The sequence below is a fragment of the Aurantimicrobium minutum genome (assembly GCF_029892845.1).
GTDB classification, from domain to species: Bacteria; Actinomycetota; Actinomycetes; order Actinomycetales; family Microbacteriaceae; genus Aurantimicrobium; species Aurantimicrobium minutum_B.
In genome coordinates this window covers 35,830-51,453 of record NZ_JARXVT010000004.1, presented here as the reverse complement: position 1 = coordinate 51,453, position 15,624 = coordinate 35,830, and the positions used below count along the sequence as shown (strand labels likewise).

Annotated in this window: 12 protein-coding genes; 5 read left to right on the top strand and 7 right to left on the bottom strand. The window is 53.2% G+C overall.

Annotation, left to right across the window (positions count from 1 at the left end):
- Nucleotides 1–24 precede the first annotated feature (24 nt).
- Nucleotides 25–1,221, top strand: a complete 1,197-nt coding sequence (locus tag M2118_RS06260) for a thiolase family protein (RefSeq protein WP_280795075.1) — start codon at nucleotides 25–27, stop codon at nucleotides 1,219–1,221.
- Complete coding sequence (locus M2118_RS06255) at nucleotides 1,221–3,356, top strand: 3-hydroxyacyl-CoA dehydrogenase NAD-binding domain-containing protein (protein ID WP_280795074.1); 2,136 nt, start codon at nucleotides 1,221–1,223, stop codon at nucleotides 3,354–3,356. Before M2118_RS06260 ends, M2118_RS06255 begins: the two co-directional genes overlap by 1 nt.
- A 2-nt stretch (nucleotides 3,357–3,358) precedes the next feature.
- Here the strand turns inward: M2118_RS06255 and dxs are convergent, their stop codons facing one another.
- From dxs to dut, 5 genes are all read right to left on the bottom strand, one after another.
- On the bottom strand, nucleotides 3,359–5,299 hold the full coding sequence (gene dxs / locus M2118_RS06250; RefSeq protein ID WP_280795073.1) for a 1-deoxy-D-xylulose-5-phosphate synthase: 1,941 nt from the start codon (nucleotides 5,297–5,299) through the stop codon (nucleotides 3,359–3,361).
- A gap of 49 nt (nucleotides 5,300–5,348) precedes the next feature.
- On the bottom strand, nucleotides 5,349–8,048 hold the full coding sequence (gene acnA / locus M2118_RS06245; protein ID WP_280795072.1) for an aconitate hydratase AcnA: 2,700 nt from the start codon (nucleotides 8,046–8,048) through the stop codon (nucleotides 5,349–5,351).
- Between the two features lie 92 nt (nucleotides 8,049–8,140).
- Nucleotides 8,141–8,806, bottom strand: coding sequence for a DUF3159 domain-containing protein (locus M2118_RS06240; protein ID WP_280795071.1), 666 nt, complete (start codon nucleotides 8,804–8,806; stop codon nucleotides 8,141–8,143).
- 2 nt (nucleotides 8,807–8,808) lie between these two features.
- A complete protein-coding gene (locus tag M2118_RS06235; RefSeq protein ID WP_280795070.1) occupies nucleotides 8,809–9,408 on the bottom strand; it encodes a DUF3710 domain-containing protein in 600 nt (199 codons plus the stop codon).
- A 3-nt stretch (nucleotides 9,409–9,411) separates the two neighbouring features.
- Nucleotides 9,412–9,861, bottom strand: coding sequence for a dUTP diphosphatase (gene dut / locus M2118_RS06230; protein WP_280795069.1), 450 nt, complete (start codon nucleotides 9,859–9,861; stop codon nucleotides 9,412–9,414).
- Between the two features lie 39 nt (nucleotides 9,862–9,900).
- Here dut and M2118_RS06225 point away from each other — a divergent pair, with 39 nt between their 5' ends.
- Nucleotides 9,901–10,347, top strand: a complete 447-nt coding sequence (locus M2118_RS06225; RefSeq protein WP_280795068.1) for a DUF3093 domain-containing protein — start codon at nucleotides 9,901–9,903, stop codon at nucleotides 10,345–10,347.
- A 53-nt stretch (nucleotides 10,348–10,400) separates the two neighbouring features.
- Here M2118_RS06225 and M2118_RS06220 read toward each other — a convergent pair whose 3' ends face one another.
- Nucleotides 10,401–10,697: a DUF4193 domain-containing protein gene (locus tag M2118_RS06220; RefSeq protein WP_280795218.1), complete on the bottom strand. Its 297-nt coding sequence runs from the start codon at nucleotides 10,695–10,697 to the stop codon at nucleotides 10,401–10,403.
- A gap of 204 nt (nucleotides 10,698–10,901) precedes the next feature.
- Between M2118_RS06220 and sepH the strand changes: the two genes are divergently transcribed.
- Entirely contained in the window at nucleotides 10,902–11,930 is a 1,029-nt protein-coding gene (gene sepH, locus M2118_RS06215) for a septation protein SepH (RefSeq protein WP_280795067.1), read from the top strand.
- Nucleotides 11,931–11,944: 14 nt separating this feature from the next.
- Here the strand turns inward: sepH and M2118_RS06210 are convergent, their stop codons facing one another.
- Nucleotides 11,945–13,084, bottom strand: coding sequence for an alkaline phosphatase family protein (locus tag M2118_RS06210; protein WP_280795217.1), 1,140 nt, complete (start codon nucleotides 13,082–13,084; stop codon nucleotides 11,945–11,947).
- An 85-nt stretch (nucleotides 13,085–13,169) separates the two neighbouring features.
- Between M2118_RS06210 and M2118_RS06205 the strand changes: the two genes are divergently transcribed.
- Nucleotides 13,170–15,623: a DNA gyrase/topoisomerase IV subunit A gene (locus M2118_RS06205; RefSeq protein WP_280795066.1), complete on the top strand. Its 2,454-nt coding sequence runs from the start codon at nucleotides 13,170–13,172 to the stop codon at nucleotides 15,621–15,623.
- The last annotated feature ends 1 nt before the right edge of the window (nucleotide 15,624 follow it).

Here is a 15,624-nt window from a genome sequence, read left to right as displayed (position 1 = left end):
GCAATGACGCTTCGAGAGGAAATCATGACAGCGGGAAATCGTGTCGTATTTGTCGATGGTGTACGAACACCCTTTGGCCGTGCTGGCGAAAAGGGAATGTACTGGCAGACCCGAGCTGACGATCTCATCGTCAAAGCAATGATGGGGCTCCTCGAGCGCAACCCAGCAGTTCCTGCTGATGAAATCGATGAAGTTGCCATCGCAGCTACCACTCAACAAGGAGATCAGGGACTCACCCTCGGTCGAACTGCAGGAATTCTTGCCGGGCTCCCCCGCCACGTCCCTGGTTACGCAATTGATCGTATGTGCGCTGGCGCCATGACTGCTGTCACCACGACAGCAGGTGGAATTGCCATGGGCGCCTACAACATTGTCATTGCCGGTGGTGTTGAACACATGGGTCGCCACCCTATGGGCTTCAACGCTGACCCCAATCCTCGTTTCCTTGCAGAAAAATTAGTGAGTGCCGACGCGCTCAACATGGGTGCAACTGCAGAGCGTCTCCACGACCGTTTCCCCCATCTCACCAAAGATCGAGCAGATGCTTATGCCCTGCGTTCTCAGGGGAAAGTAGCTGCTGCTTATGCTGCAGGTCACATTCAACCGGATCTCATTCCTGTTTCTGCCAAAACCGCAGAAGGCTGGACTTTAGCCTCAGTTGACGAAGCGCCTCGACCAGAAACGACTCTTGAAGGCCTTGCTGCTCTCAAAACACCATTCCGACCTCATGGCCGCGTAACCGCAGGAAATGCCAGCGGTCTCAACGACGGTGCAACGGTGTGCATGCTCGCGAGCGAGCAAGCTGCAGAAGAATTTGGCCTAGGAATCAAGATGACCATGGTTTCCTTCGCCTTTGCCGGTGTTGAACCAGAAGTGATGGGCATCGGTCCCGTTCCTGCTACAGAAAAGGCTTTACGTAAAGCTGGTCTCGACATTTCGGACATCGGACTGTTTGAAGTCAATGAGGCATTTGCTGTTCAGGTTCTGGCCTTCCTTGATTACTTTGGCATCGCGGACGATGACCCCCGCGTCAATGAATACGGCGGAGCAATTGCCCTCGGACACCCCCTTGCCAGCAGTGGTGTTCGACTCATGATTCAGCTCGCTCATCAGTTTGAACGTCATCCTGAGGTTCGGTACGGATTGACCACTATGTGCATTGGTCTGGGACAAGGTGGCACTGTCATCTGGGAGAACCCTCACTACAAGGGAGCAAAGTAATGACGAATTACGACGCCATCGATTTCTCTGATCTTCTTGCTTTGAGTGATGAAGAAGTCGTCACCCACAGCTTTGTGCGGGATGTCTCTCTGCCCAGTGGCAAGATTCTTGCTCTCATCACCCTGGACAACGGGTTGGACTATCGCCGCCCTAACACCCTGGGACCGAAGAGTCTTCTGGAACTGGATCAGACGTTAGTTGCACTCAGGGACCGCGCTGCACAAGGAGAAATCCACGGCGTGGCTCTGACCGGTAAAGAATTTATTCTTGCTGCTGGCGCTGACCTCAGCCGTGTTGGGGAAGTTCCTAGTAAAGAGATGGCAGTAAAGCTTGCTCAGCTTGGTCACCGATCTCTAGGACGACTTGGAGAACTCGGTGTTCCCTCCTTCGTCTTCATCAATGGACTTGCCCTGGGTGGCGGTCTTGAAGTCGCATTAAATGCTGACTATCGCACCGTTGATGCCAACGTCAGCGCTATTGCATTACCTGAAGTATTCCTGGGGCTTATTCCCGGGTGGGGTGGCGCCTACTTACTACCCAATCTGATCGGCATTGAGAACGCACTCAAAGTCATCATTGAGAACCCCCTCAAGAACAACCGCATGCTCAATGCTTCAGCTGCGTTTGACCTCGGAATTGCCGATGCCCTGTTTGGTTCAGCTCGTTTCCTCGAAGAATCTCTCACTTGGGCAGATTCTGTTCTTGGCGGGCACCAGCCACACCGCCCCAACCAGCCTGGCAAGATTGAGCGCTTGGCGAAGTGGAATTTGGCAGTAAACATTGCCAAAAAGAGTGTCGAGGACAAGCTTGGAACCGTAGCGAAGTCTCCCTATGTTGCTCTTGAATTGCTCGAACAAGCAAGGAAAGTCGACAAAGAAGCAGCCTTTGCTCGCGAGGATGAAGCAATTGCTTCACTCATTGTGGGAGATCAATTCCAGGCTTCCATGTATGCCTTTGACCTCGTTCAAAAGCGAGCAAAGAAGCCAGCTGGCGCTCCGGACCCCAAGCTCGCCCGTCCTGTCGGCAAGGTGGGAGTCATTGGCGCCGGGTTGATGGCACGACAGTTTGCTTTGCTTTTTGTGCGCAAGCTCAAGGTTCCAGTTGTCCTCACAGACATCAACCAAGAGAAGCTCGACGAAGCACTTGCCTACATCCACGCAGAGATTCAATCCATGCATGACAAGGGACGCATCTCCTCAGACGAGAACCAGCGCCTCCAAGCCCTCGTTAGTGGCACAACGAACCCTGCAGCATTTTCAGATGCCGATTGGGTTATTGAAGCCGTTTTCGAAGAACTCAGCGTGAAGCAGGAAGTTTTTGCCAATATCGAACAGTACGTGGCAGAAGACGCAATTCTTGCTACCAACACATCGAGCCTGTCGGTCAAAGACATCGGGGCCAAGCTGTCACACCCTGAACGCCTCGTGGGTTTCCATTTCTTCAATCCTGTAGCTGTCATGCCACTGGTAGAGGTTGTCAACGCTCCGCAGGCCAACGACACGGCTCTCGCGACGGCGATGGACACGGCTAAAAAGTTAGGAAAGACAGCCGTGATCACCTCCGACTCCCCAGGATTTGTGGTGAACCGCCTGCTTGCGCGCCTGCTGGGCGAAGCAATGCACGCCGTTGATACGGGGACACCTTTCAAGACTGTCGATGAGTCTGTCGCTTCGTTCGGCATGCCCATGGCGCCGTTTGAACTTCTTGACCTCGTCGGTCTCAAAGTGGGTGCACACGTACTAGATACTCACCATGCAGCATTCCCTGATCGTTTTTTCCGCAGCGATAACCTGCACAAGTTGGCAGAACACGGATCAATTATCGTTCGAGGTAGGACGGGAAAGATTACCGGATACGACCGTGGAGCTGAAGCTATTGTCAAGGGTGGCACTTCACCTATGACAGCTGAGCAGATTCGACTCCGAATCGAAGATGGTTTAGCTGATGAAATTCATCGCATGCTTGAAGAAAATGTCGTCTCTGCAGCTGAAGATATTGACTTGTGCATGATTATGGGTGCGGGTTGGCCTTTCCAAATGGGCGGAGCAACACCGTTCCTTGACCGCATTGGTGCAAGCCAACGAGTCTTTGGCGGAACATTCCACACTCCCGTTATTGCGGGAACGACGAAGTAGATCTATTCAGCTCGGAGTGAGTCAGAAACATTTGACTCTTCAGGTAGTGGCCTAGCCACGGGAATCTTGCTGCCGAGAACTTGCGCGACGACATCTCGAGCAATGTCTTGTGCAGTGAGACCTGCTTCAGCGAGGATTTCCTCACGTGTTGCGTGATCGATGAATTCGTCGGGGAGACCAAGTTCATCCACAGCAGTGTCTACACCTGCGCTGCGAAGATCTTGACGGATACGTGTGCCAATGCCACCGACACGAATTCCGTCTTCCAGGGTGATGACGAGACGGTGGTCACGTGCCATGTCGATGATGCTGGTGGGAACAGGAACAACCCAACGGGGGTCAACAACCGTTGCGCCGATGCCCTGTTGAGCTAGGCGTGCAGCAACCTCGAGACCGAGTTGTGCGAAAGCACCGATAGCCACAATCAAAACATCCTTGTGAGCGGCTTCAAGAAGGACATCAACACCGTCTGCACAGCGACGTACTGCATCGATATCAGACGCTACAGAGCCCTTAGGGAAACGAATAACTGTAGGTGCATCTTGCACCGCCAAAGCTTCTGCAAGCTCCTCACGCAGACGCGTAGCGTCGCGCGGGGCCGCAAGACGAATATGAGGGACCATCTGCAACAATGCGAGGTCCCACACACCGTGGTGACTGGGGCCATCAGGCCCTGTCACGCCAGAGCGATCTAGGACGAAAGTCACACCTGCTTTATGTAGTGCTACGTCCATCAAAACCTGGTCGAAAGCACGATTCACAAACGTCGCATAAATCGCAACAACGGGGTGCATCCCACCAAAAGCTAAACCAGCAGCTGAAGTCACAGCGTGCTGTTCCGCAATACCAACGTCAATGATGCGCTCGGGGTAGCGTTCGAGCATCTTGTGAAGCCCGGTAGGCCGCAACATCGCCGCCGTCATGGCCACAATTTTCTCATTGTGCTCAGCCTGAGCAACGAGCTCATCACCGAAGACATCTGTCCACCCCAGCGAAGAAGAACTACTTAAAGCCTTACCCGTGGCTGGATCAATCTTGCCGACAGCGTGGAACTGGTCATCAATGTCCTGGCGCGCGGGTTCATAGCCCTTACCCTTTTCAGTAATGGCATGAACGATGACGGGGGCGCCGTAGCTCTTCGCTTGACGAAGAACTGCCTCCATCGCTTTGACATCATGGCCATTGACAGGGCCAAGGTATTTAATGTCTAGGTTGGCGTAGAGGTCTTGATTGTTGGTGAAGCGGCTCAAGAAGCCGTGAACACCGCCGCGGATGCCTCGGTAGAAGGCACGGGCATAGGGACCCATTTTGGCGAAAAAGCGTGAGCTACTGAAGTGCAGGTTGCGATAACCCTTACGAGTACGCACGCTATCCAAGAATCGAGCCATGCCACCAATGGTTGGAGCGTAGCTGCGTCCATTGTCATTGACAATGATGATCAAATTACGAGCATTGTCATGACTGATGTTGTTAAGAGCTTCCCAGGTCATACCGCCAGTGAGAGCACCATCACCCACCACTGCTACAACATGACGGTCTTTCTGACCAGACATTGAATAGGCACGGGAAATACCATCGGCCCAAGAAAGCGAGCTGGAAGCGTGAGAACTCTCCACAATGTCGTGAATAGATTCAGAGCGTTGAGGATAGCCAGCAAGGCCACCTTTTTCACGCAGCTTGGAGAAATCCTGTCGACCAGTCAAAAGCTTGTGAACATAGGACTGGTGTCCCGTGTCAAAGACAATTGAGTCTTTCGGTGAATCAAAGACGCGGTGGATGGCAATCGTCATCTCGACCACACCGAGATTGGGGCCGAGGTGCCCGCCAGAGCGGGCAATCTCGCGCACCAAGAACTCACGGATTTCTCCGGAGAGCTCAATCAGTTGGTCGTTGGTGAGCTTGTCGAGGTCGCGTGGACCGTGAACAGTCTCAAGAATTGCCATGGGTCGAGTCTATGAGGAAACGAACCAGTTTGTGCTGTGAATTCGTCGACTAAGCGACAAGCGAACGCAGCACGTACTGGAGGATTCCACCGTTGCGGTAGTAGTCAGCTTCACCAGGGGTGTCGATGCGTACTACTGCGTCAAACTCGATGGTCTGCTTTCCTGCAGGAGAGTTCTCCGAAGGAGTAGCAGTCACACGAACGGTCTTGGGAGTAACACCCTTGTTGAGTTCTTCAACACCAGAGATCGAAACAACCTCAGTGCCGTCAAGACCCAGGGTCTCCCAGCTCTGACCTGCAGGGAACTGCAGAGGAAGAACACCCATACCAATGAGGTTAGAGCGGTGAATACGCTCGAAGCTCTCGGTAATAACGGCCTTCACGCCCAGCAGAGCGGTTCCCTTAGCTGCCCAGTCACGTGATGAACCGGATCCGTATTCCTTGCCACCGAAGATGACGAGTGGGGTTCCAGCAGCCTGGTAGTTTGCGCTTGCGTCATAGATGAAGGACTGAGGGCCATCTGCCTGAGTGAAGTCGCGAGTGTAACCACCCTCAACACCATCCAAGAGTTGGTTCTTCAGACGAATGTTCGCGAAGGTTCCGCGAATCATTACTTCGTGGTTTCCACGACGAGATCCGTAGGAGTTGTAGTCACCGCGAGCAACTCCGTGCTGGTCAAGGTAGACAGCCGCAGGGGTGCCAGCCTTGATGTTTCCAGCAGGTGAGATGTGGTCAGTGGTCACTGAGTCACCCAGAGTTGCCAGCACGCGAGCACCAGCAATATCGGTAACTGGAGTGGTTTCCTTCTTCATGCCGTCGAAGTATGGAGGTTTGCGCACGTAGGTGGACTTGGTATCCCAGTCGAATGTTGCACCAGTTGGAGTGGGCAGGTTGCGCCAGCGCTCATCACCGTTGAATACGGAGGAGTACTCGTGGTCAAACATGGCAGTGTCGATGGACTCGCCAATGACCTTCTCAACCTCAGCAGTGTCAGGCCAGATGTCCTTGAGGAAGACAGGGTTACCGTCGGAACCAGTTCCGAGAGCATCCTTTTCGAAATCAAAGTCCATCGAACCAGCCAGTGCGTAAGCGATGACGAGGGGTGGGCTTGCCAAATAGTTCATCTTCACGTCGGGGCTAATACGGCCTTCGAAGTTACGGTTACCCGAGAGAACTGCAGTCACAGCGAGGTCGTTGTGGTTGATGGCAGCTGAAATCTCGTCCTTGAGCGGACCAGAGTTACCGATGCAGGTCATGCAGCCGTAACCAACGGGGTAGAAACCGAGCTCGTCGAGGTAAGGAGTAACGCCAGCCTTCTCGTAGTAGTCGGTAACAACCTTGGATCCAGGAGACAGGGTGGTCTTTACCCAAGGCTTGGACTTGAGACCCTTCTTCACAGCGTTACGAGCAAGAAGACCTGCTGCAAGCATGACCGAAGGGTTGGAGGTGTTGGTGCAAGAAGTGATGGCTGCAATGGTGACAGCACCATTCTTGAGCTCGAACTCTTCTCCCCCATCAACACTGACCTTGACCGAGTCGCCGTGGGTGTAGTTCTTGACGTCTTCAGCGAACTGACTCTGTGCCTTCGAAAGCTCAATACGGTCCTGAGGGCGCTTTGGACCAGAGATGGAAGGTACAACGGTCGAGAGGTCAAGTTCCATGTATTCAGAGAAGTTGGGCTCGTTGCTGGGGTCAAACCACAGGCCCTGAGCCTTGGAGTATGCCTCAACGAGAGCAACCTGCTCAGCCGAGCGTCCGGTCAGACGCAGGTAGTCCAAAGTCACGTTGTCAACAGGGAACATTGCAGCAGTTGAACCGAACTCTGGGCTCATGTTTCCGATGGTGGCACGGTTAGCCAGAGGAACAGAAGAAACACCAGGACCGTAGAACTCGACGAACTTGCCGACAACACCCTGCTTACGCAGCATTTGGGTGATGGTCAGAACGACGTCAGTAGCCGTTACGCCGGTGGGGATTGAGCCAGAAAGCTTGAAACCAACAACCTTAGGAATAAGCATGGAGACGGGCTGACCGAGCATTGCAGCCTCGGCCTCAATACCGCCAACGCCCCAACCAAGAACACCGAGGCCGTTGACCATGGTGGTGTGAGAGTCGGTACCTACGCAGGTGTCAGGGTATGCCTGAAGAACACCAGCAACCTCGCGAGCCATGGTGACGCGAGCCAAGTATTCAATGTTGACCTGGTGGACGATACCGGTTCCTGGAGGAACAACCTTGAAGTCGTCGAATGCGGTCTGGCCCCAGCGGAGGAACTGGTAACGCTCGCCGTTACGCTCGTACTCGATTTCAACGTTCTGCTCGAGAGCATCAGCTGAACCGTAGAGGTCTGCAATGACAGAGTGGTCAATAACGAGCTCTGCAGGTGCGAGAGGGTTGATCTTGGTGGGGTCACCACCGAGTTCGGTTACTGCTTCACGCATGGTGGCAAGGTCAACTACACAGGGAACACCGGTGAAGTCCTGCATGATGACACGAGCAGGAGTGAACTGGATTTCAGTGTCGGGCTCAGCAGAAGGAACCCAGCTACCCAAGGCCTTGATCTGCTCAGCGGTGACGTTTGCGCCATCCTCAGTGCGAAGAAGGTTCTCAAGGAGAACCTTGAGGCTGTAGGGCAACTTGTCGTGTCCCTGAACTGAGTCAAGGCGGAAAATCTCGTAAGACTTTCCCGATACCTCGAGTGTGCTCTTAGCTCCAAAGCTGTTTACTGCCGACACGTGCTGCTCCTCCATTGGGCGTACTACGCAGGTCAAAAAGTGTTGCGTATCAAGAAAACAAAAAGTCTCTTGATATCAAGATATATCTTACTTGAACTTTTTGACAGTTATTTTTGCGAATTTGAGGATTTTTCTCGATAGAGAGAGCGAACAATCAACCACGTTAAAGCCAGCACTGGAACATACAAAGGCAGCCCCAGCACCAACTTGGCCGTCGCAAGACCAGCGATGTTTCCAGCAAGGTACAAGGGGAACTCAATAGCAAGACGAAGGGTAAACATTCCAACCCAGAGTGCTGTCACGCCCATATAGACACGTTTGTGGTGTCGATTCTGGCGCCAGGAAGTACCCTCGCTTCGCACTAGCCCAATCACCACACCGATTAGGGGCCAGCCAACCAGGATGGAAACGAGGAAAACGAATCCATACACGCCGTTGGTCACCATACCCACAACAAAGTTGTCTTCAGGCTTGTTAGACATCAGTGCCAAGACGGCAGAAATAACGACTCCCAGCAAGCCAACCAAGGCTTGCGTGGCAGCTTGTCTCCGAATCAGCCGATACAGCGTGAACATGACCGAAATGGCAACCGAAATCCAGATTGCGAGCCAAGGATCCAAGGTGAGCGTAAATACAGCTACAAACAACAGACCTGGCAGAACGGTCTCGACGATCCCTAAAGCACCACCCATGGCATTCCATAACGGGTGCTTTCCGTTGGAGCTGCCGCCAAGCTGGGAGGCAAGTCCCGCAATGCCATTATTATCCGACATGACTATCGCTGGGTTGGAGCAATACCAGCGGCTTGCTCGGGGACCTTCAAGGGCATCAATTCGCGAGGGGGCATGGGCTGTTGTCCACGCACAACAACAATGTCTCTGAACAGTTCCATCATTCGTGCACCCATTTCTGGGTTTGTTGCAGCAGGACCTGCAATAACGCCACGAAGGAACCAACGAGGACCATCAACACCGATGAATCGAACTTCCTGGAAAACCTGCTTTCCCTCAACAAGTGTCGGAACCTTACACAGAAGTTCAGGACCTATTTCAGAAAGAGTGTCCTCGACAGATCCACCCTGTGTAGAAATCTGCTCGGTGAGTTGAGAGCGAACCTCGTGCCACAAACCTTGAGAACGTGTTGACGCAAAAGCCTGCACCTGAAGCGTTGATCCTTGATATTCCATTGCTACGGCAACGACACGGCCTGAGCCTTCTTCTACTTCCAGGCGGAGGTTGAGACCCTCACGAGGAACAAGCTTGAGAGCACCTAAATCAACGTAGGGGCGAACTCCGCTTACTTCTGATTCGTCAAAAGGACCAGTTGTTTCGCGATCTGCTGGAGCACTTTTTGCTTCTGAGATGGGACCTGACATGAATTAGTTTCCTTTTCGTGCGGAGAGTCCGGTTGAACCAAAACCTGATTCGCCACGTTCACTTAGTGGAAGTTTCTCTACTGGGATGAAACGAGCCTGAGTAACGGGCATCACAATCATCTGAGCAATACGGTCGCCCACGGCGATGTCAAAAGGCTGTGAGGAATCCGTGTTGAGAAGGGTGACTTTGAGCTCGCCTCGATAACCGGCATCTACTGTGCCGGGAGAATTCACGATTGTAATTCCATGCTTTGCAGCAAGGCCTGAGCGAGGAACGACGAATGCAACGAAGCCATCTGGGAGGGCGATGGAGACTCCTGTCCCCACAGTCGCACGCTCTCCTGGCGCCAAAGTAAGTGCTTCAGAAGAGGAGAGATCTGCTCCCGCGTCACCGGGGTGAGAGTAACTGGGAACATTCTGAGCAGTGATAAGAACTTCAACTGTTTCGGCCACGTGTCGAGGTTAGTCCAAAAACAGTGGTCGAATAGAGGTATGACGACGTTTCGTGAAGTTTTACGCCCCTCGTGGTGGATGTATTTGATTGCGGGATTCATGATTCCCACCACAATCCTGGTGATGGCGCCCATCAATTTCTTCCTGGGCGTGATTCTGTCACTGGTTGTTTATGCCCTCATCGTGATCCCCATGTTCACTACTTCACCGACGATCACTCTCACCGAAAAAGAACTTCGTGTAGGCAAAGCCCACATTGACCGTGCATTCATAGGTTCGGTGAGTGCTTATTCCGGAAACTATGCAGTAGCTGCTCGAGGTCCCGAACTCGATGCGCGTGCCTGGATCTTCCTACGTGGCTGGGTAAACCCCGTAGTCCGCGTTGACATCACGGACCCTAATGACCCAACCCCCTACTGGCTTTTCTCTACGCGCAAACCTGAAGAACTTGTTTCTGCATTGAGAGCTGGAAGAAACCAGAAGTAACCGCTTAAAGAAAAATATGGCCGGCAAATGTGCCGGCCATATTTTGTTAAGAGTTAGAAAGCGCATTCCTTGCAGACAGGACCAAGCTTCTCTTCGTGATCCACCTGTGAACGGTGCTTGACCAGGAAACAACTCACACAAGTGAATTCGTCATCTTGGGGAGGAAGCACGACAACGTCGAGTTCCATATCAGAGAGATCTGCACCAGCGAGCTCGAAGCCACCGGGGTTATCTGCATCTTCGGAATCGACCGCTCCGGAGAGCTTGTCGGGGACACGCTCCTTGAGCGCTTCGATCGACTCAGTGTCGTCGTTGTCTGTTTTGCGAGGTGCGTCGTAGTCAGTTGCCATCTTGAAGATCCAATTCGTCACGTCGCCGGCGTTGAAATGCTCCGGCGCCGACAGTTTGCCTCATAGAACTCAGAAACACAAAAACCTGACTGGGCGTGTTGCGCGAGAGAGCGAATTAGCTCGGCACGCGCATGCGTTACGGGGTAACACTGCTAATCCGTGGAATTCTCTAGTCAGCAGAATTTGGCCAAGGAGCACACTGTTATGCGCGAACTCAAAGTCACCGATGTCGATGGCGCGACCCTTGTTGTTGCAGACGATGAAGGAAATGAATTCCGCGTCCCCGTCGACGAGACTTCATTGCGCCGTTTGCGTCACAGCCGCACTGCAGAAGATGGACCACGTGTCTCCCCTAAAGACATCCAATCCCACCTTCGTGCTGGATTATCCAATGACGAAATTTCTGCCCTCACCGGGGCAAGCCTCGACCTGATTCAGCGTTTCGAAACTCCTGTGCTCGCTGAGCGTGAGTTCATCATCACCTCTGCTTTGTCCGTTCCTACCCAGACGACAGTGGAGACGGAAACTGGCAATCTCAGCACGGCCTTCGGAACGGTGATAACTCAACGACTCCACAGCCTCAGCGCCTCTGCTGAGAGATGGGCTACCTGGAAAGAAGAAACGGGCTCGTGGGTTGTGAAACTAGAGTTCACTGCCAACGGTATTGAGCACGATGCGCGGTGGTCTTTCGAACCACGCAAACGCACACTCACCCCAGCCAACAGTGATGCCTCTACTCTTTCTCAAAAGGGAGAACTTAGTACTGGCCTCATCCCCAAGCTTCGTGCTGTAGCCACAGATTCTGCAGACACTGTCATTGTTGAACCAGTGCAGGTTGCACATCCACAGCCCGTCGCTGCAGTTCCAGAATCTTCTGTCACCCCCGCAGCCGAAGAAACCCGCGAACATAGCCCTACCGCAGACTTATTAGAGGCCTTGCGTAAGCGTCGTAACGATCGAGAGTCAACTCCTGCGTGGCTCAAGGATGAAGTCAGCGCGGCCACAGATTCTGTTGATGTCGTGGGCGATGACACTGTGATCAGTGGTGAAACCGTTGAATTTGATGCAACTATCAACTTCACAGAACCCTTCGATATGAGCGTTTCTGAAGAAATACCCACCGTGCCCGAATCGAAAAATGATTCCAAGCAAATTGGGAAGAACGGTCGTCCATCAATGCCGTCGTGGGACGACATCGTCTTTGGAACTCGTTCCGATGACGACCCAGCCTAACCAAAGCTAAATTTCTAGGCGTAAGCCCCAAGTCTGATGGCAGGAATAGCCATTTCTATGGCAGAAGTTCCACCATGCTGGCCAATCATGTTCCGGCCTTTCATCGAGTGATCACGTTCGTCATAAAAAGCCACGTCTTTCTTAGCAAGAATGAACACATCACCTAAACGTGCAGTGTTCGAAGAGTGAACAGTTCCGTATAGCCCCGCCGCTACAACTTCTTCTTGTGTAAGAACCCACGCGAGCTCTGACCAGTCTCTGCGCCAGGCCGTTATTGCATTTGAACGCTGCTCAAGTGTCGTAGCTTCATCAAAATACAGCTGGAGGCAACGGGGCTCTCCCCCCACAGCGGCAATGAATTCCATATGTTCAGAATCGGTTCCATAGAGGTAGTGCTTAGATGACGGAACATCAAGAACTCCATGATCAGCAGTGACGAACATGCCCACACCTGCTGGGAGCTGTTCGTTGAGTTCCTTGAGCGCTCCATCCAGAGATTCAAGTGATGCTGCCCATTCAGGGCTTGAGACGCCTTTATTGTGAGCGAGTTCATCGAGCTCTGACACATACAAAAAAACCAGATGTTGACCTGGCTGAGCTAAGACGCTGAGAACAGCCTGGACCCGATCATCAAGACTCTTGGCTCCGACCTGAACAGCACCTTCATGAATAACCTGTGTCAGTGGTGTCTCAGCGAACCGCGGGTGGGCAACGACAGAGGCAGAAACGCCATGTTGTGTTGCGCTCGAATAGAGCGGGGTTTCCCTCATCCACTCTGAGGGATCTGACAGTGAACCCAACCCTGTCAATAAATTCACAACATGACCAGAGTCCGGATCACGGACCCTGTATCCCGTCATTCCGTGTTCACCCGGTCTAGTTCCCGTTGTGAGGGAAGCCAGCGCTGCTGCTGTCGTGCTGGGAAAGACCGTGGTCAGAGATTCAGGCCGAGCAGAATTTTGAGTCAAAAAGCGAGCGTGAGCCGCTGCAGAATTGAGATTGTGTGACCCTAAACCATCAACTAAGACCACAACAGCAGAAGACACCTGAGGAAACTCAAGCACGTTGGGTTGATCCTCGATTCCGAGGCTTGCCAAGCAACTTGGCAACACGTCGGCAAGGCTCAACTGCGCGGAATTCAGGCTCGGTAACATGATGGACATCGACGTCAGTCTGCCATATTTGAGCGGTTTGCTTGGTATGCGTTCAACGTCTTATGCGTAACGAAAGATCAGAGATATGGCCCCCTCCTCCCCCGCTCACGATGCTGTCGAACGCATCGAAGACATCGATGTCTCGACAGAGATGCGGGACTCCTTTCTGGAGTATGCCTATTCCGTGATCTACTCACGCGCACTGCCTGATGCGCGTGATGGTTTGAAGCCTGTTCAGCGTCGCATTCTCTTCATGATGAGTGAGATGGGTTTACGTCCCGATAAGGGCCATGTGAAGTCTGCCCGTGTCGTCGGTGAAGTGATGGGAAAGCTCCACCCACATGGTGATGCTTCAATCTATGACGCACTTGTGCGATTGGCCCAAGATTTCTCACTCCGCCTCCCCCTCATCGATGGCCACGGAAACTTTGGTTCTCTCGACGACGGTCCCGCTGCTGCTCGTTACACCGAAGCACGTCTGGCAGCTTCCGCACTCGCAATGACAGCAAACCTGGATGAGGATGTCGTCGACTTCGTTCCGAACTACGACAACCAGTTCCAACAGCCAGACGTCCTACCTTCTGCGTATCCCAACCTTCTTGTCAACGGTGCCAGCGGTATTGCCGTCGGTATGGCCACCAATATGGCTCCTCACAACCTCATTGAGGTCATTGAGGCTTCTATCCACCTGCTCCGTAACCCCCAGGCAACGCTGGACGACCTGATGGCTTTCGTTCCCGGGCCCGATCTTCCTTCGGGTGGTGTCATCATGGGCTTGGACGGTATCCGTGAGGCATACGAAACGGGTCGTGGCAGCTTCAAGACCCGTGCCCGCGTGACCATCGGCAGCATTTCCCCACGCAAGATGGGAATCACTGTCACTGAGCTTCCTTACCTTGTTGGCCCTGAAAAAGTCATCGACAAAATCAAGGATGGCGTTACCAGTAAGAAACTCAACGGCATCTCCAACGTTATTGACCTGACTGATCGCCATCACGGTTTGAAACTCGTGATTGAAATAAAAACGGGGTTCGATCCCGAAGCAGTTCTTGAGCAGTTGTATCGTTACACCCCCCTCGAAGATTCCTTCAGCATCAACAATGTGGCACTCGTCAACGGCGGCCCACAGACCATGGGTCTTCGAGAAATGCTCACGGTCTATGTCGAACACCGCAAGCTGGTTGTTCAACGCCGCTCTCAGCACCGCTTGGCCAAGCGCCAAGAACGACTTCACCTTGTTGATGGTCTGCTTGTCGCCATCATGGATATCGATGAGGTCATTCAACTTATTCGACAGAGCGATGACACCGAACAAGCTCGCGCACGCTTGATGGACGTCTTTGAACTCTCCGTCCCTCAAGCTGACTACATTCTAGAACTTCGTTTGCGCCGCCTGACCAAGTTCTCACGAGTTGAACTCGAAGCCGAAGCAGATGCCCTTCGTAAGGAAATTGGGGAGCTCGAAACCATCCTCGCCAGCGATAAGAAGCTAATCGATGTCGTAGTGAAAGAACTCTCCGAAGTATCTAAGAATCTGGGTACTCCTCGACGAACAGTACTCTCCACGTCAACAGTCGCACCCGCCACAACAGCCGCTCGTGCTGCGTCTGCTCAGCCCGAGGCTCTGCAGCTCGAAGACACCCCTTGTCGCGTTCTCCTTTCAGCAAGTGGTCGTTTGGCCCGTGTTGATCTAGAAAATGCGGAAGATCCGATAGCTCAGGGAACCCACCGCACTGCTCACGATGGAGTGGTCTCTGATGTCACAACAACACGTCGTGGATTAATAGGTGCGGTTACTAGCCAAGGACGTTTAGTTCACTTTTCTCCTGTGTCACTTCCTGGAGTTCCAGCGTCCAGCGTTTCTCTCGCAGCCGCCGTGAACAGCTCTGACTACATTGAGCTGGAATCCGGAGAAAAGGTCATTGGTCTAGTTACCCTCGGTGGCGACACAACCTACGCGCTAGGAACCACTGAAGGCGTTGTGAAGCGCATTCAGGCAGATGCATTCCCCGTGAAGTCTGGAAACGCCATCATCTCGATGAAGGATTCTGACCAAGTAGTTGGAATTGCACCTGCAACAGATGCAGATGAACTCATTTTCGTCACCTCAGATGCACAGCTGCTTCACTTCAGTGCAGACGCTGTGCGCCCACAGGGGGCTGCAGCCGGCGGCATGGCCGGTATTCGTGTCTCAGACAACTCTCGAGTCATCTACTTCACTGCCTGCCCCGAAGCTGAAGCACAGGTCGTCACTATCTCCACCAGCATGAATACTCTGTTGGGAACAGATGCCGGCCGCGCAAAGATGTCACTGCTGACAGAATTCCCCGCTAAGGGTCGTGGCACCGGTGGCGTGCGCGCACAGACTCTCCTCAAGGGCGAAGATGCCTTAGCTCTCGCTTGGGCAGGTCAAGGCACACCTCGCGCCAGCGCACTTGATGGCATGCCACGAGAACTCCCCACAGAACTGGCTAAGCGTGATGCCTCAGGAACACTCCTGGACGGCGACGTCGCATTCGTGGGTAATGCAGTGAGCTAAA